General features: G+C 49.5%; 14 protein-coding genes and 2 pseudogenes. 13 read left to right on the top strand and 3 right to left on the bottom strand.

Annotation, left to right across the window (positions count from 1 at the left end; all coding sequences use genetic code 11):
- Positions 1–31 precede the first annotated feature (31 nt).
- Positions 32–607 (bottom strand): annotated as a pseudogene (locus BUC26_RS16095) (DsbA family oxidoreductase); the annotation flags it as partial.
- A gap of 597 nt (positions 608–1,204) precedes the next feature.
- On the opposite strand from BUC26_RS16095, the gene BUC26_RS16090 reads away from it, so the two are divergent.
- Positions 1,205–1,846 (top strand): protein-L-isoaspartate(D-aspartate) O-methyltransferase, encoded by a 642-nt coding sequence (locus tag BUC26_RS16090; protein ID WP_073377635.1) that lies wholly within the window; start codon positions 1,205–1,207, stop codon positions 1,844–1,846.
- A gap of 8 nt (positions 1,847–1,854) precedes the next feature.
- Positions 1,855–4,167 (top strand): hypothetical protein, encoded by a 2,313-nt coding sequence (locus BUC26_RS16085; RefSeq protein WP_073377634.1) that lies wholly within the window; start codon positions 1,855–1,857, stop codon positions 4,165–4,167.
- Between the two features lie 38 nt (positions 4,168–4,205).
- Here BUC26_RS16085 and BUC26_RS23070 read toward each other — a convergent pair whose 3' ends face one another.
- Positions 4,206–4,457, bottom strand: a complete 252-nt coding sequence (locus tag BUC26_RS23070) for a hypothetical protein (RefSeq protein ID WP_143166044.1) — start codon at positions 4,455–4,457, stop codon at positions 4,206–4,208.
- Positions 4,458–4,899: 442 nt separating this feature from the next.
- Here BUC26_RS23070 and BUC26_RS16080 point away from each other — a divergent pair, with 442 nt between their 5' ends.
- The 11 genes from BUC26_RS16080 (at position 4,900) to BUC26_RS16035 (ending at position 15,558) form a co-directional block, all read left to right on the top strand.
- Positions 4,900–5,499: a hypothetical protein gene (locus BUC26_RS16080; RefSeq protein WP_073377632.1), complete on the top strand. Its 600-nt coding sequence runs from the start codon at positions 4,900–4,902 to the stop codon at positions 5,497–5,499.
- Between the two features lie 78 nt (positions 5,500–5,577).
- Positions 5,578–5,790: a helix-turn-helix domain-containing protein gene (locus BUC26_RS16075; protein WP_073377631.1), complete on the top strand. Its 213-nt coding sequence runs from the start codon at positions 5,578–5,580 to the stop codon at positions 5,788–5,790.
- Positions 5,778–6,047 (top strand): helix-turn-helix domain-containing protein, encoded by a 270-nt coding sequence (locus BUC26_RS16070; RefSeq protein ID WP_073377630.1) that lies wholly within the window; start codon positions 5,778–5,780, stop codon positions 6,045–6,047. Before BUC26_RS16075 ends, BUC26_RS16070 begins: the two co-directional genes overlap by 13 nt.
- Positions 6,044–6,187 (top strand): hypothetical protein, encoded by a 144-nt coding sequence (locus tag BUC26_RS23465; RefSeq protein WP_161949872.1) that lies wholly within the window; start codon positions 6,044–6,046, stop codon positions 6,185–6,187. Before BUC26_RS16070 ends, BUC26_RS23465 begins: the two co-directional genes overlap by 4 nt.
- A 1-nt stretch (position 6,188) precedes the next feature.
- Positions 6,189–8,792, top strand: a complete 2,604-nt coding sequence (locus BUC26_RS16065) for a hypothetical protein (protein ID WP_073377628.1) — start codon at positions 6,189–6,191, stop codon at positions 8,790–8,792.
- Positions 8,789–9,154: a hypothetical protein gene (locus tag BUC26_RS16060; protein WP_073377627.1), complete on the top strand. Its 366-nt coding sequence runs from the start codon at positions 8,789–8,791 to the stop codon at positions 9,152–9,154. The genes BUC26_RS16065 and BUC26_RS16060 overlap by 4 nt, the downstream gene beginning before the upstream one ends.
- Before the next feature lie 396 nt (positions 9,155–9,550).
- Positions 9,551–9,988, top strand: a complete 438-nt coding sequence (locus tag BUC26_RS16055; protein ID WP_073377625.1) for a terminase small subunit — start codon at positions 9,551–9,553, stop codon at positions 9,986–9,988.
- A 117-nt stretch (positions 9,989–10,105) separates the two neighbouring features.
- Positions 10,106–10,693 (top strand): hypothetical protein, encoded by a 588-nt coding sequence (locus tag BUC26_RS16050; protein ID WP_073377624.1) that lies wholly within the window; start codon positions 10,106–10,108, stop codon positions 10,691–10,693.
- Between the two features lie 752 nt (positions 10,694–11,445).
- Positions 11,446–13,368 (top strand): anti-phage ZorAB system protein ZorA, encoded by a 1,923-nt coding sequence (zorA, locus tag BUC26_RS16045; RefSeq protein WP_073377623.1) that lies wholly within the window; start codon positions 11,446–11,448, stop codon positions 13,366–13,368.
- 1 nt (position 13,369) lies between these two features.
- Positions 13,370–14,122 carry an OmpA/MotB family protein gene (locus BUC26_RS16040; protein WP_073377621.1) on the top strand — a complete coding sequence of 251 codons (753 nt, stop codon included), beginning with the start codon at positions 13,370–13,372 and terminating at the stop codon, positions 14,120–14,122.
- The gene (locus tag BUC26_RS16035) at positions 14,119–15,558 is read left to right on the top strand and encodes an EH signature domain-containing protein (protein WP_073377620.1); all 1,440 of its coding nucleotides are present in this window, start codon (positions 14,119–14,121) and stop codon (positions 15,556–15,558) included. Before BUC26_RS16040 ends, BUC26_RS16035 begins: the two co-directional genes overlap by 4 nt.
- Before the next feature lie 173 nt (positions 15,559–15,731).
- Here the strand turns inward: BUC26_RS16035 and BUC26_RS23610 are convergent.
- Positions 15,732–15,977 (bottom strand): annotated as a pseudogene (locus tag BUC26_RS23610) (IS1634 family transposase); the annotation flags it as partial.

Raw genomic sequence — 15,977 nt, 5'->3', positions numbered from 1 at the left:
GCCGGCCCAGCATCTTCCCGCTGGTGGTCTATCACCGCCCGGCAAACTTTGCCGGCACCTTGCCTGCTGTCTCGACAAAGCGGGCAATATCGCTGTAGGGCCGGGCTCCGGTCAGGGACGAGTCGTTCATGATCAAGGTGGGAACGGCGGTGACGCCTTTTTCTCTGGAGAGCTGCCAATCGGCGAGAACGCGAGCGCTGAAGGATCGCTCCTTAATGACTTTCTCCGCGGCAGCCGGGTCGAGTCCCGCCGTCACGGCTATTTCGAGAAGGGCGTCTTTTTTCGCCAGGTTTTGTCCCTTGGCGAAATAGGCGTGGAACGCCGCCAGGTGAAAACGGTGGCCCTTTCCCCTCGTTTCCGCCCACAGCCCCAATTCCTGGGCCAGTCTGCTGTTATAGGTTTTCTTTCTCGGACCAAAGGGGAGTCCAAGCGACTGGGCCACCTGGTTGAGATGTGCGAGCATCTGAGTGACCTCGATGGTTGAGCCGGCAAAAAGCTCTTCCAGGGAGCGCCCCTGTTCCGGGGTCTCTGGATGGAGCGGAAAGGCTCGCCAGTGAATTTGTATATCGTAGTTATCAATCAGTTTTTCAATACTCCCGGTAATGAAATAACACCAGGGTCAGATATAGTCCGAAAAGATTTCGAGTATGGCCATGACCAAGTCCTCCATGCAGAAACAGGCATAGAAAGACTTTGGTAATGAAGATGCCCGTGTCAATGGTTGCCGGAAACCGCTGTTCCTGACGGACCCCTCGAGTCGGTGCTAGGTGAAGTGCTGAGCAGTCGCTTTATTCTGCATTCCCAAAAGACCGTGCCAACAAAGAACCAGCCAGGTCAATGCAGCAAAACCATATTGGAGAAGATAGTGCGGATGATGTCTTGCTCTTTTCTCTGGATCGTTTGGTCCCGTATCGCATGCTTGTCTCGGTTTTTCCGGCGGTAAAGATCTGGAAATATCAGCCAAAGAGAGATAGCTTGTAAGGAGCAAGGGATACGGTGTCACCTTTTCGCGTTGTCGGACCGGACGGTGGGGGGCTCCCATCCTCTGTCGGTCGAGGCGAATATCTGCACACCAGCAACTGCAATCGATTTACGGATGGGCATCATGAAAAGAACATGGCTTCTCTTACTTTTACTTGCTTTTCTTGGCCTGCGGGGCGGGTGGTTTCCGGCGGCAGGCCTGTGTCAAGACGGAATGGACGTCATGGAGGAAAGGCGTCTGGCCATGGTCGCTGAGCAGATTGAGGCCCGCGGTGTAAGCGCCCCGCGCGTACTCGAGGCGATGCGCAGGGCAGAACGTCACCTGTTTGTTCCGGATTCCCAGGTGCCGTTTGCCTACGATGACCGGCCCCTTCCGATAGGGCACGGGCAGACCATTTCCCAACCCTATATCGTCGCCCTGATGACCGAACTCATTCGCCCACAGCCACCGTTCAAGGTACTGGAGATCGGCGCGGGATCGGGTTATCAGGCTGCCGTGCTGGCCGAACTTGTCGAAGAGGTCTACACCGTCGAGATTATCGCCCCGTTGGCGAAGTGGGCCGAGGCGCGACTCGCGGCGGCCGGCTATGAAAACGTCATGGTGAAGCAGGCCGATGGCTATTACGGCTGGGAAGAGCACGCCCCCTTTGATGCCGTCGTCGTAACCGCAGCCACTCCGCATATTCCGCCGCCTCTGATCGAGCAGCTGAAGGACGGCGGCCGGATGATCATCCCGGTCGGCTCTCGCTTCCGTGTTCAACAGCTGGTCCTAGTGGAGAAAGAGAAGGGAGAGCTTACGACGCGCAATATGCTGCCGGTACGTTTTGTGCCCTTTACCCGAGGGGACGACGCGGGTGTGAGGTAACAGCGGTCATGACCGTGCTCTCCGTCGCACTGATATCGTTTCTGCTGCTGGCACTGCAGATCGTTTTGATGCAGGCGGTCGGCTACGCCCAGGGGCATCATCTGGCCTATGTTATTCTCTCCATTGCCCTGCTGGGCTTTGGTGCCGGAGGATCGCTTCTGACCCTGTTACAGAGACTATGCCGCATCAGGCTGGAGCGTTTCTACGGTCCGGCCCTGCTGTTCTGCGCAGTCAGCACTGCCTGGTTGCCGTTTCCAGCACGGGCGCTTCTGCGCGGTCTGGAGGTTGATCTGCTGTTCGTCGACGCTTCGCAGTGGCTCCGTCTGAGCGGGCTGGGCGCTATAGCGTTCCTGCCGTTTTTTTCGGGAGCGGCCGCGCTTTCCATCGCCTTTTCAACTCGACCTCAGAGAATCGGCCGGCTTTACGGTGCCAATCTGCTCGGATCAGCGGCGGGTGCAGCAGCAGTGTTGTTCATCTTGCGCTGGAGCCTGCCGGAGCATAGCGTGTCGGTCCTGGCTCTGTTTGCCTGGGTGGCGTCTCTGCCGGCCCGGCCTGGCAGGATACCGCTCGTGCTGTCACTGTTCGCCATTGCACTGTTCGCCCTGCAGGCACCTGCTCTGCCTCGCTCTCCATACAAGGATATCAGTTCCGCCCTGCAACTGCCTAACGCTTCACGAAGCGGCCCGCTGCCGCATCCGCTCGGGCGTGTTGAAGTCGTGCAGTCTCCGGCATTGCGTTATGCACCCGATCTCAGCCTAGAGTACCTCGGCCCGGTGCCTTCGCCCCCGCACCTTTTCATCGATGGAAATATGTCCGGAGTTCTGTTGCCTAAAGAAGATTCCGCCGCCCTGATACTGGCGGAAACGCCGCGAGCCCTGCCTTTTGTCGCCGGCGCGGTCGAGTCGGCCCTCTTCCTCGCACCGGGCGGTACACCGTACCTCCACCTGGCACAGGCTGATAATGCCGCCATGACGATCGTTGAACCACATCACCGCATTGCCGAGCTGATTCGCCCCCTGCTGCCGGCTCGCGCGCAGGTTGATGTCAGCGATCCGCGTCGTTTCTTGGCGCGGACAAATCTTCCCACCTACGATCTGGTTGTCTTTCCGGCCCGCGGAATGTTCGGCGGGCCAACCGGTTTACAGACACTCGGTGAAGATTCTCTGTTCACCGTCGAGGCTGTGGGTCGTGCCTTTAGACAGCTGGCACCCTCCGGGTATCTCGCCTTTAATGTGTGGTTGGACGAGCCGTTGCGTCATGCCCTGAGGATTACCGATCTGGCGGTCACTGTTTTGCGTAATGGCGGTATTCAGGATCCGGCGGAGCACATCGCTATCGTGCGCGGTTGGGGCTCAATGACGTTGCTCGCTGGCCCGCAGCCTTTCGGCCCGGAGTCTATCCGGCGGATAGAATCCTTTGCGGGCGGCAAGGGGTTTGATGTGCTGTGGCCGTCGGGGCATACCGATCGGCACCACGGATCCCGGGAGGATCTGCTCGATGACATGTTGGCAGCCTTGATAGGGCCGGATCCCGAGTTTTTGCGCAGTTCATATCGCTTTGATATCCGTGCGCCGAGCGATGATCGCCCCTTTTTCAATCAGTTTCTGCGGCTCGGTGATAGGGGTGCGGATCTGGAATTTTTGAGTGTCAGCGAACGGGGGCTGGTGATTCTGCAGATGCTCCTCTACCTGTTGGCGGCGGCAGTCCTGCTGCTTGTCCTCGGCCCGCTCGTACCGCTTTCTCTGTCCCCGCTACGTCAACCTTTTACGCTAATCTATTTCACCGGGCTGGGCGCCGGTTTCATGCTCTTTGAGGTGGCCTTGATTCAGCGGTTGATGCCGCTGTGGGGGAACGCGCTGACCAGTGTCGCTCTGGTTATCACCGCGTTATTGTGTGGCATGGGAATCGGCAGTGGCCTGAGCCGCAGGATTGTCGCCACACCTCTGTGGTTGGCAGGGCTGACGCTGGTCATTGCAGGAATAACGGTTGCAACCCTCAAAGGTCTGGATATCGCTGTCGCTTCGCTGATGGCCTCGCCGGCAGCTGTAAGGGGCGGGGCTGCTATGTTTTTTCTGATGCTTGCCGCTGTACCGATGGGCATCCCATTTCCTCTTGGCGTGCGCCTGCTGGCACAAAGAGATGTGCGGCAGGTTCCATGGGCCTGCGGGATTGACGGAGCCGTTGCGGTCCTCGCCGCTCCAGGCGCCGCACTGCTTGCCTTTCAATACGGCTATGCAGCCCTGACCCCGGCGGTCGGCGGAGCTTATCTGCTGGCCTTTTCTGGTGCTCTGCTCGCCGTTGTCTCCTGTAGGGAAAAGTAACGGCTGTTCCTGGCGTTGCTAAATGTTTCGAGGCAGCCTTAAGGCTTATCGCGATCGACGTCGAAACTGATGTCGATTTCGTGATCGTTGGTACGCACACCTATGCCACTATACAGATTGACCTTGCCTCCCCCATAAAGTATATCCAGGTGCACATGGGACGGAGCAGGAGCAAGGGCGCCCTGGACATCTGACGGCATTTCCTGTAAACAGAGAACCCCGCCGCGGCTTTCCGGCTTGAGAATGCTGTTTTTACTACTGCGCAAAAAAAAAGGAGCTACCGGTGACAAACCGATAACTCCTTCATATTTTTGGAGGCGGCGAGCGGATTTGAACCGCTGAATAATGGTTTTGCAGTGTGATTTTAAATATTTATGTCATTGCCCAGTGTTTCCCAAGACGAACAAAATCAGGCAACTAGCGTATCCATTTTCTATCTTATTCTTTCTTATCCGCCTATAGTTTTCTCAATGTGGTAACAATCTGGTAACAGTTTCGATGATGCCGCCGCTGTGGGCAGGAAGACACAGTGTGTGTGTTTTTTATGAGACAATTGTCGGTTAGGAAAGTTTGCTTTCATAAATTGTAACAGTAAATTGTTGCTTTTGTGTGCCTAACACATCAATGAGCATTTGGCACGCTGGTTGCAATAGACATTCTGGTACATCTTTGTGTTGCAATTATTTATAAAGATGGTATGTTGCGGTTAACGACTTAACATCAGGTGGAGAGATGGAGTATTCCAACAAAGAGCTAGCGAAACTACTGGGCATCAATCTTGCCAAGCAGAGGCGGCATGCCAGGGAGTTTCTGGGTGTCGACCCCGAAGCCGGGCAGTCATCGGGTAAGGAGCGGATGTTGACGCTTGAGGATGCGTTTATCGTCTATTTGTGTGGGTTGGCTGTCAACCATCATAGTGTCCCTCTAGAAGAGGCGAAAAGGATGTCTCGTATTCTCCCCGAATGGCTAGTCTCTGTAGGCTATTTTCCTATAGACGATTACCTGAAAAACCGAGGAAAAGAATCTTGGTCTGAAATTGAGTTTGATGATGGAACCGTTACTGGTTATCCGGTTGGTGAAACTAACTGGACCCTCTGTGTTACAAAAACTGCAAAGGGGTATCGCCTTATTGCTAAGGGGGCGGGTAAAGATGGCCATGAGTGGCTGAATAGGGAAAAGAAGATTAGCTATGTAATAGAACATTACAATCTGGTCCGCCTTTGTGACGACGACCCAGGTTGGGAAGAAAGGAATATTCATACCTCGTTTATCCCTGTTTATCCGACTCTAAAGGAATTTGCCGAGAAAATTGGCATCAATAAAAAGGGTTAGGATTTTTTTTGAATCTAAACGATAAGTCATCATTCACGACTTAACCACAACCGTCGGTTAACAACACGGGAGGAAGGAATGAAGAATGTGGCACTGAAAGAGGCAATGTTGGAACGTGGGATCACTCAGAAGCTACTGGAAATGAGGACAAAAATTCCTCAGCCAATAATCAGCATGGCGGTAAATGGCCGGTATAATCTTGATGCCGGACAGAAGCATGCGATTGCATCTGTGATTGGTAAGCCTGCCAGAGAACTTTTCTCGGAAGGAGGGGTTGCATGCAGGAACTGAGAGGAGCCTTTAACCAGATGATTGACGAAGTCGAGCGGCTGAAATCAATTGTTGAGGGGAGTGTTGGGAAAGATGTGGATGATGATGAGTTGCTGACGGTCCCTGAGCTCGCTTCAAAGTTGAGAGTACCAGAAAGCTGGGTCTACGCTCAGACACGACGGCAAGATGTGAACAGAATACCTCACCTGAGAATCGGCAAATATCGACGTTTCAGGTTGGACGAGGTTCTAGCATGGCTAGACAGGAGGGCGGTATGACTTGCTCAGAGATTGCTGCAGCCGTAACCGGCGTATACCGTTTGCTGGCGTTGTTATGTACGAAACTGAAAAACCGGGTTGTTTGCGGCAACCCGGCTATTCAAAAACCAGAACATATCAACTCTGTAAAGGAAAATTAGCATGCATGATCCAACAAATCAAGGGTTAAAAAACAGCGTACCGCGTGCATTTTTGGTAAGCGTTTTTTCGGCTCCGGTCAGCAACACCACGCAGCAGGAGGTGGTCGGCTGGGACGAACTTTGTCAGCGGTTCAAAAACGACCTGATGGTACTGCCGGACACCTCATCTAAAGCAAAGGCCGATAACGGTCAATACTTCGTTCGCGGGGTTATTACTGACCAACGCGATGATGCCCATTTAGCGGTTTGCTATCTACTTCCACTCGACGTTGATAAACCTCTGCCCGGCGGTGTCCTGCCTACCGTCGAAGAAATCCACGATGCTCTGGGCGACATCATCCACGCGGTGTATCCGACGATCACCCCTGGCCGATCCAGAATTGTTGTGCCGGTCGATCTGTACCATAAAGACAGCACGGCAACGTTGACCAAACAGCTTTATGATTATTGCAGGTCGGTTGGGTTAGAGTTCGCCTATGCTGGTGAAAGTGGGGTAAAGAGCCAACCGTTTTTTTACGGGCAGTGCTTGGAAAAACACCTTTACAGGTGCCACATCAACAACGATGGGTATCTGTTCAACCCTGACCCCGCTCTGCCATTGCCGGACGAGAACGGACAGGTGAAAGACGATGGGGGTAAGCGATCCGAGGGAAACCACCTTGCCGACTTCACCGATGAACTGGAAACTGGCACGATTCACCAGGCCGCGAAAAAGTATGCAGGATGGCTCGCACGGACCAGCAACCTGACAACGAAGCAAATATTCAATGATATTAACGTTCTGATTGAACGTTTTTGCTCCGATAAAGATAAGGTCGCACGGTGGCATGATAGTGAGCGCAAACAGCTTGAACAGTGGTTTGCCGACAACGTGGAACCAGGGGGCAATCATGACGTGAAGGACGACGAGTCAGAGGAACGGGCTAGTAGTTCAGCGCAGCTTGTCATCAAGGCCGTTCTGGAATGTGCCGAGTTGAAGCATGACGCTGATGGCACAGCCTTCATACTGACCACTGAAAACGATATCCGGCAAGTATGGCCGCTGGAGTCGCAACAAGCGCGGAACTGGATCAGCCACAAGGTTTACCGCAAGCACGGCATCGTCGCCAACCGCAACGTCATGAGTGACGTAACCAACACGCTGGCCGGGATGGCAATCTTTGAAGGCGAAGAGATAGCCGTATATCTCAGGACAGCACAGGTCAATGAGCGATACTTCCTCGACCTGTGCCGAGATGATTGGTCGGCGGTTATGATCGAGCCTGGGTCCTGGCGGGTTATCAATTCAAAGGAAAGCGTTTATTTCAGGCGCACCAGTGCAATGCGAGCGTTGCCACTTCCGGTGAGCTGCTCTCATAAGGAACTTCCGGCACTGCTCAATAGCCACCTAAACATGAGCGTAGAGGATATCCGGCTAACCATATCATATCTGCTTGAATGCCTTATGCCGGGAACGGAGTATCCCATTTTGGAACTTCTTGGTTCTCCAGGAAGCGGAAAGTCTACAGCACAAGAAATGCTTCGGGAGATTCTTGACCCAAACCGGGTAAACCTTCGCGCGGCACCTGGTAACGTTGAAGATGTTTTTGTGTCGGCAGCTAACAATCTGCTGGTGAGCTACAACAACCTGAGCAGGATCACCAAGGGCATGTCGGATGCACTTTGCAGCCTGTCCACAGGTGGCGGTCATGCCGGGCGGAAGTTCTACACCAACACCGACGAGGTGGCCGTTGATATTCAAAGGCCGGTCGTTCTCAACGGCATATCTTCCTTGGCGAAACAAACAGATTTGATTGACCGGGTTATTCGCATATCCTTGCAACCGATCAACAGCAGGGAAAACCGAGCCAAGAAAAACGTGATGGAGCGGTTCACCGACGATCTGCCGAAAATACTCGGCTCCCTGCTTTCGTGTCTGGCAGAAGTGCTGCGGGTGCTACCGACGATCAAGTTGGATCATCTTCCCCGGATGGCAGACTTTGCAAAGACCTGCTCCGCCCTGGAAACCGTTTATGGGTGGAACGATCTGCTGGCCGCATACTACCGGAACCGGGCAGTCAGTTTTGAAGAGTCACTCGACGCGAGTCCGGCAATCACGGCTGTCATTGACCTCATTGAGCGGCAAGGCGAATATTTAGGCACTATTGGCAACCTGTTCAATATCATCAGCGAGAAGGCCGCGGATAACTTCGTCAAAACTTCCCGTGGATTGTCAGAGCGCCTGAAGCTGCACATTCCTGCCTTGAAGGCCATCGGCATCATGGTTGACTTCAACCCGGTAAGACGGAAAGACGGCTATCACGTGAATATAAAGAAAGTTGAAAAACAATGTTCACAACGTTCACCACATTCACCTGGTATCAAGAAATCAAGTACTTACGAAGGGAAAAAGGGTGAACATAGGGTGAACGTCCCGGTGAACTTCTCCGACAACGTTCACCAAAACAGCGACAATGTTCACCATTTAAATGGTCGAAGAATCGTCACTAATGAACAAGGTGAACATGGTGAACATGAAAAAGAAACTTCTTTATGCACGACGACCGGCCCGCGACCGACGTTCGGCGGTAATAACGGTCTGCGCTATGGGGGGGACATTATATGAGCGCGGCGGAAGATATTTTGAGCGATTCTTTCAATGCTGGCATCGTTCTTACTGTGGAGGGCAACGGGCTGCATTATGCCGCAGCGGAACCCCTGCCACAAGAAATGGCTGTCCGTCTACGGAGTCACAAGGAGGCGGTGATTGACATCCTGACCAGGAAGCGCACCGGCGTACCGTATCTTCACAGCGGCGAGTTCCGGGTTCGTGGTGGACTGCTACAGACCCCGGTATTGGATGCACTGCTATCTGTGGGTGCGAGTGACGCCGAGATCGAGAAGCACATTCACCCTAAGGGAACACCCCGGCAATGGGCGCGATGGCAGGAAATCAAAAAACAGGGCGCTTTTCTGTGTAGTGCCTGACAACTACATACTGTGAATATTAGTCATGGAAAAAAATCGAGTTGAAATGGTCGGCATGGTCAGCAATTTGCGGTCAATCCCGACTAAGAAGGGAACCCCTATGGTCAAGTTTTCAGCAACGTCGATCAGTACCGTTTCCTGTGAGTCGCGTTAGCCGGAGTAGCCGACGCGATCCAGGCTGCTGGCGAAGGTGCGGAGATCGGCGTATCCGGTATGGCGGCAATCAATTCCTGGCAACCGGATCCGGGACAATGGAGAAACGACTATCGGCTTTTCGTCTGGAGCGTCGAAATCGGCGGCACCGTCGTTTCATACGCCAAAGAGAGCAAGGGGCAGCAAAACAACCGGCCCGCGATACCGAGTTATTGCGGCGGACCATTTTGAAGGGAGCAGATAATGGAGACCATAACCCAGCTATCACCAAAGCAAGAACAATTCGCCATGGAGTTCGTGGTAACAGGCAACGCTTCAGAAGCATACCGAAGGACTTATCCACGCGCCCGTAACTGGAAAGAGGGTTCAGTACATGTGAACGCATCAAAGCTTCTGTCCAATGCTAATGTACAGCTAAGGGTAGAAGAGTTGAAGGAAGCTGCAAGAAGCAGACATGAGGTAACCATTGACAGCGTGGTCGCTGAATACGATGCAATCATTAAAATGGCGCTCGAGATGAAGCAGCCTTCACCGGCAATAACGGCAATCACCAAAAAAGCAGAGTTGTACGGTCTTTTCGATAAGCATCTACGACGAAGGAAGGACAGAGAAATGCCAAAATGCTCAGAGAGGATTATCGTCAACTTTGTTAGTCCTGAGGACAAGCTTGAAAAGAAGTGAGCGACATCTGCCCAAAACCGATTGTTCTAGATCCTTGACGAGGATCATTGATGGAGACATAGACCAAGGAAAGTCTAAATTTCCCTTTTGATTTCGAAAAATAAAAGGAGGTTACTAATGGGTGGCTACGGAAGCGGACGACGATGGGATGCCAAATCGACGGTTGAGGAGACGAATCGGATTGACATTCGCTGGCTCAAAAAGCAAGGGTGCTTGCGGCCAGGTTATGCAGGCACGATTTCGTGGAGTTGCAACGGCTCTACCACCGGCACAATTGGGGCGAGAATGGCCGGAGATAATTTCATTCTGAATTACAATCATCGGGGCCGTGATGGAGAGTGGGTACCGGCCGAGCAAACCATTCGGCTTTCACGCTCAGAGTGCCATTTTGGTGGCCACCGGCTCTGGTTCGAATGTCCTTGGTGTCATAAACGAGTAGCGGTTTTATGTGGTGCCGGGAAATATTTCCTCTGCCGTCACTGCTACGGATTGAACTTCGCAAGCCAGCATGAGAGCGAAGTCGATCGTATGCTGCGGCGGGCACGAAAAATTAGGAAACAACTGGAGGCTGATATGAATATGATGGAACCGATTGTCTTCAAACCCAAATGGATGCGCTGGCGAATGTTTGAACGTCTGCGGCGTGAAGCGGAACATGCCAACAGCCTTTCTTGGGCAATTGCTGGGCAGCGTTGGGGACAGTGACTTTGACATGATGGTGCCAATTATATTCAAACCAAAGGAGATGCATAGGGAAACGTTTGTGCGGCTGCAAGAAGAGGCATCTCTTGCCACCTATTATTTTTGTCAAAAGGAAGGCAGACGATTAGGTATCTGTTCTCGAGGAATTTGGAAAGCTCTCGCCCCACTGCTATGATGCAGGGTTTTTCAACCTGGAGCAAAGAATAAGCTCTCGCATCTCTATTTGAGGGTGTATCATAAAAATGTCTTAGTTTCCTAACATGGAAGCTGCGAAATCTTGCTTTTTGTGTTGTTTGACTCTGCTTCATCCGCTAAAGATATAGGTCAGTGCATGGGGAATGCCCACAAAGGCGTTACAGTAGGCAGGGAGGGAGGAGTCTCCATACTCCTGGCCATTTTGGTTGATCGTCTCCACTCCTCGCGGAGCCTCCAGGCCCACTTTGGCCTTGAGCTCGGGACTGAGATACTATCGATGCTTTACCCCACTCATCAATTCTTCATCCTCTTGGTAGGGTACAGCTTAAACAACTGTCCATCTTTTGGGGACCATTTATAATAAGGTAGAAATGTTTGTTATTAACGCGATGTGTTGATAACCTAGCGTAAGTAAATGGAATTGTATTGTTTCGCTGTATGACAATGTAGCACTGCGTCTATTGGTAGTGGCCGAGATGGCTATCGCATAAAGTGAGGCAGAGAAAGATGGTTTATCAAGAGTCTTAAGGCTGAAATAATCAATACAACAATAACCAGACATGACAGATAATATTAATCTAATTGGGCTGTTTCCTGACTTTCATTCCGTTGGTTTTTCCTTAGAGACAGGTGAACAATTAAGTGCTCTCTTTGTTTCTGCTTTAATAATAATTTCCTCATGCTTTTTTCTTTGGTCTTTGATTGTATATTTCGTTTCACTTCGGCGAATTGGATGGCTGTCGAATTTGGTTGGTAGGCAGAACATTTCATCGGTCACATCAAACCGGCACGATCTAATCGAAAAAGCAAAAAAGAGAAAAGGCCAAGAAGGTCATCTTTGGCTAGAATTTGATGAGACATTGCTTGAAGTTGAGCATAATGGGGAGCTAGCCTTACTTAATACTTTAGATGCCCGCCATTTTTTTAATAATTCAACACTCGCCTCTGGAATAACAGAAAGTCGGATGCTGGCTGCTGTCCCTGGATTTCTCACAGCCCTCGGGGTAATTGGAACTTTTGTTGGTTTGCAATTAGGTCTCTCAGAGCTCAATATCGGCAATGATGTTTCTGTTGAGGAAATGAAAACCGGGCTCGCCCAAGTGATCTCTGGAGCAAAAATAGCTTTCATGACCTCAGTTTGGGGTGTCACACTCAGCGTCCTCTTTAATTTTTTTGAAAAGTGGCTGGCAGGAAGTATTAGAAAAAACATTCACAAGTTGCAGAATAAAATAGATCAGCTTTTTCCCCGAATTAGCGCCGAGTTTCAATTACAACGAATTGCAGACGATGGTAAGCAATCCCGCGAAAGTCTGCAAGGATTAGCTGAAAAAATTGGCGAGAAAATGCAGGAATCATTGTTGCAAGTAACCAAAGGAATACAGGCAAGTCTTGAATCTAGTCTGGAAAAGATCATGGCTCCTGCCATAAACAAATTAGTTGATGAAACATCTGACGGAAACCAAAAGGCACTAAATACCCTTATTGATACCTTTCTGGAAAGGTTCGGTGTACTCGGTAGCAACCAAAGAGTGGCGATGGATAACGCATCTCTGAAGGTCAATGAAGCGCTTAATTCCTTAAGTTCTACAATGGGCACATTTTTAAAGAAACTTGATCAAAATCAGAATAGTTCCGCAGAAAGAGAAAAAGAATTAATTGCTACTATTTCTACCCAGGTCTCTCAGCTAGTCGGCCAGAGCGCTGAACAGGGTAAAATGCTCACTGAGTATGTAGAAAAGCAACTAAGTGGTCTGAGCAAAGCTTTTGATGAGAGGGACCATATCTCTGGCGAACGTGATAGATACCGGCAAGCCGTATTTGTCAAACAAGCGAAAGAGGTTAAGGAAAGCACTGAAACCCTGTTGAGCCGTATCGAAGATATGATGAATGCTCATGTCTCTGCGTCCAATGCCTTGATTGAGCAAGGAAAGGTTCTCCAGGCTGGTCTTGATGAATCTGTTCAAGCAAATGTTGAAGCGAGCAGTAACATGAAAACAAGTGCGAATGAACTTAAGGCTGCATCCACTGAGATGAATGATTTTGGTTCTCAGATAAGCTATGCGGGATCTAAGCTATCCGGGGCAATAGCAGGGGCAGTAAATAGCACTAGCAACCTTGCTGAGCAAAATCAGCTAACAAGTAAATTGATAAGTGAACATAGACAGCAACTGGTAGATGACAGGGCGCAATTCAACGAGGTGGCCGAGCGACTTCAGTCGTTGATCCTTTCTGCTGACTCCATATTTGATAAGATGAGAGAACATCAGAATGCCTTTCTGCATGGCTTAGAAGATAAAGTTAGTGCTTTGGCTGTTCAGATGACGACGCTGCTCAGCGATTATGCCTCAAGAGCTAACTCGCAAACAGAGCAGCACCTTGACCTCTGGGCCAGACACACCACAAATTATGCAGAACAAATGAAGAGTGCCTATCAAGCCTTATCAAATGTGGTAGAAGAAATTGAAGACAAGTTGAGCAATTGAGATGAGATCTGAATCACGCCAAAATGATATCCGTGTTGATGAAGAAAATCCATACTGGATCTCCTTCTCAGATTTAATGTCCGCATTACTTGTGGTGTTCATTCTCGCTGCCGTTGCACTTATCATTGAACTGACAGAAACACAGAAAAGAATTGAAGAAGATATCCAGCAATTACGTAATGCTGAACAAGCGAGAAGAGACATCATTCATGAGATTCGAGACGAATTAGCGAATCAAAACATTACCGTGATTGTTGCCGATAATGACACTGTGTTACGTATTCCAGAGACTACTCTCACCTTTGATTCTAACAGCTATACGATTCCTGATGACGAAAAGTTACGCCAAACTATCGAGCAAATCGGTTTAATTCTTCATGCCACAATTAATAAACCATTCGATAAATCTAAGAATGGTTTGATGCGCTTTGAATATCTGGATACAGTGTTCCTTGAAGGTCATACCGATAGCCAAGCTTCCAGCAGGGTAAAGGGTAACTGGGGGTTATCATCATTTCGTGCTATATCTTTGTGGGAGTTTTGGGAGGACCGACTGGCTGTCTCACCATCGCTTTCTGAAATGGAAAATGCTTTTGGCCAGAAACTTTTTTCAGTGAGTGGCTATGCAGCAACCAGACTTGTTCAATTGGCTGAAGAAACACCAGAGCAGAGAACTGCCAATCGACGAATTGACATTCGCTTTACTGTAAAAAGGCCAACAATTTCTCAACTTGAAGATATCATAGAGAAATGAAAATAAGTATCACGAAACTTAATTTTGTTTTGCCAGAAAACCCCTTCGGTATGCTACCCCAAAAATTAGCAATTATCACCAATAATATCAAAGAAATGGCAAGAAGGGCAGGAACGGGTAATGCAAAGTATAAAGAAGCATATTCTGCTGTACATTATGCCATTCTTCAGAACCAAGACTTGTCTTGGGTACTTGATAAACCAATCAAAATAAGAGCATTGACAATGCTTTTAGAATCTGAACTGAAGGATCGAATCCATTTAACCGAAACAGTATTACGAAAAATTAACCACCTGAAACCAAAGCCTAGTTATCAGCTCGTTTTAAATATTTATCAGCACTACCTCTCCCAATATGACATGCTTCCAGAGCCGCAGTCGGTAGCAAAATGGCTTTTGTCCGCAATGGAAAAAAAAGGGATGTTGAAAGATTATCATCAATACATTTTCGGAAACAATGGTCCTATATGGGTGGCAGACGAATGCAAAAAATTTAAACGTGATTTCTCAAAACAGTTACGTGTTCTAGATCTTCAAAATTATGAAGCTGGTAGATTTCTTAAAATTGCCAAGCAGATATACTTTGTTGAGCAGCTAAAAACAATTCCGGCAAACAAGAGCCATCCTATACTGGAGGAGCTTCAAGACAAATCAACCTTCGAATCCAGATATGATGGCCAATATCTTCTGGGGCATAAAGTACTACAAATTCTTATAGAACGGGCACCCTTAACCGAAATCCACGAAAGTTGGCTGAATGTTATACTTGGCATAGGTGGTGACCCAAGAGTTCCGAGAACACATCCGAATTATCAAAAATGGTGGTCTGTCATTGATTCAGGTCTTAATAGAAAAGTTCTCGGGTGGTTATCTCGTTTGGATCTTCGTTTGTTCTTGGAGGCGCTTAAAAATTATTCATATAAATCAGGTAAAGAGGACTTGAAAAGAATGTTTCCTTCGAGAAAACATTTTCTAGAAGGATTGTTGGATAAGCAATTAATAACAGGTACTCGCTTATATCTGGACTCGGGAGCCATCCACTACCTAAGACAGAACTATAAAAAAGAGCATCTACCGAACTACTCTCAGGTTGATGGTCAAAGATCTATCATTCACGTCGAACTGAAGAGCACCCATCTCATTGAAGGAAGTCATTCGTGTTATCTTTGGATTTATCCAAGACTGCATGAGTCAGCCTTAGTTTTTGACTATACAAAAACACAGGTGACCTATAGCTCCCTGACGCAGGGCCTAAGTGATGCAATGGCTGTGAAAGGAACCCCAAGCTCCGCCAATATCACGCATTTCCCTGTAAATTTCAATTGGCAACACAAGGCCATTGAAGAACTTCAATCGATAGGTATAAACATCAACGCTAGGGACGTTTTGCCTCCGGAAGATTATCATGAGTATCTGAGGCTGTATGGGAGAAATTAATGTTTGTGAAAGGCATTCTTGACAAACTGTTCTCTGCTGAGGAACGAGACAATGGCTATTCTTGGGAAGCTGGTTCTCATGGGTTAGATTTTCATGCACCGTCATCAAGAGTAAACAGTATTACGGATGTTCCAAATATAGAAAGGCCGATTTTGCCCCTCAATATTCTGAATTTATTTCGATTTTCTCCTGCTCGGCAGCTTCCTTCTGCTGTCTACGTGACCAGTCCGACGCGGCAGAGCACTGGGCGGGGTAATCGTCAGTGCTGAGAATAACCGAGCCAGACTTGGCCGTGGCTGTGGTACGCTGAGCATGCCACCGGTCTGGTTGCCGTTGATTTCATGCTCCATCGCGCACAGGGTTGATAATTTTTTCAACCCCTCCTCGACGGTCACGTCCAGATCCCGCCAGGCATCCGC

It is taken from the genome of Desulfofustis glycolicus DSM 9705 (assembly GCF_900130015.1).
In the GTDB taxonomy this organism is placed as follows: domain Bacteria; phylum Desulfobacterota; class Desulfobulbia; order Desulfobulbales; family Desulfocapsaceae; genus Desulfofustis; species Desulfofustis glycolicus.
This window is presented reverse-complemented; position numbering and strand designations above follow the sequence as displayed.

What these genes read in the sequence shown, in the direction of transcription:
- BUC26_RS16090 (WP_073377635.1), top strand. Translation starts at nt 1,205, where the DNA reads ATGGAGGAAAGGCGTCTGGCCATGGTCGCTGAGCAGATTGAGGCCCGC.
- BUC26_RS16085 (WP_073377634.1), top strand. Translation starts at nt 1,855, where the DNA reads ATGACCGTGCTCTCCGTCGCACTGATATCGTTTCTGCTGCTGGCACTG.
- BUC26_RS16080 (WP_073377632.1), top strand. Translation starts at nt 4,900, where the DNA reads ATGGAGTATTCCAACAAAGAGCTAGCGAAACTACTGGGCATCAATCTT.
- BUC26_RS16075 (WP_073377631.1), top strand. Translation starts at nt 5,578, where the DNA reads ATGAAGAATGTGGCACTGAAAGAGGCAATGTTGGAACGTGGGATCACT.
- BUC26_RS16070 (WP_073377630.1), top strand. Translation starts at nt 5,778, where the DNA reads ATGCAGGAACTGAGAGGAGCCTTTAACCAGATGATTGACGAAGTCGAG.
- BUC26_RS23465 (WP_161949872.1), top strand. Translation starts at nt 6,044, where the DNA reads ATGACTTGCTCAGAGATTGCTGCAGCCGTAACCGGCGTATACCGTTTG.
- BUC26_RS16065 (WP_073377628.1), top strand. Translation starts at nt 6,189, where the DNA reads ATGCATGATCCAACAAATCAAGGGTTAAAAAACAGCGTACCGCGTGCA.
- BUC26_RS16060 (WP_073377627.1), top strand. Translation starts at nt 8,789, where the DNA reads ATGAGCGCGGCGGAAGATATTTTGAGCGATTCTTTCAATGCTGGCATC.
- BUC26_RS16055 (WP_073377625.1), top strand. Translation starts at nt 9,551, where the DNA reads ATGGAGACCATAACCCAGCTATCACCAAAGCAAGAACAATTCGCCATG.
- BUC26_RS16050 (WP_073377624.1), top strand. Translation starts at nt 10,106, where the DNA reads ATGGGTGGCTACGGAAGCGGACGACGATGGGATGCCAAATCGACGGTT.
- zorA (WP_073377623.1), top strand. Translation starts at nt 11,446, where the DNA reads ATGACAGATAATATTAATCTAATTGGGCTGTTTCCTGACTTTCATTCC.
- BUC26_RS16040 (WP_073377621.1), top strand. Translation starts at nt 13,370, where the DNA reads ATGAGATCTGAATCACGCCAAAATGATATCCGTGTTGATGAAGAAAAT.
- BUC26_RS16035 (WP_073377620.1), top strand. Translation starts at nt 14,119, where the DNA reads ATGAAAATAAGTATCACGAAACTTAATTTTGTTTTGCCAGAAAACCCC.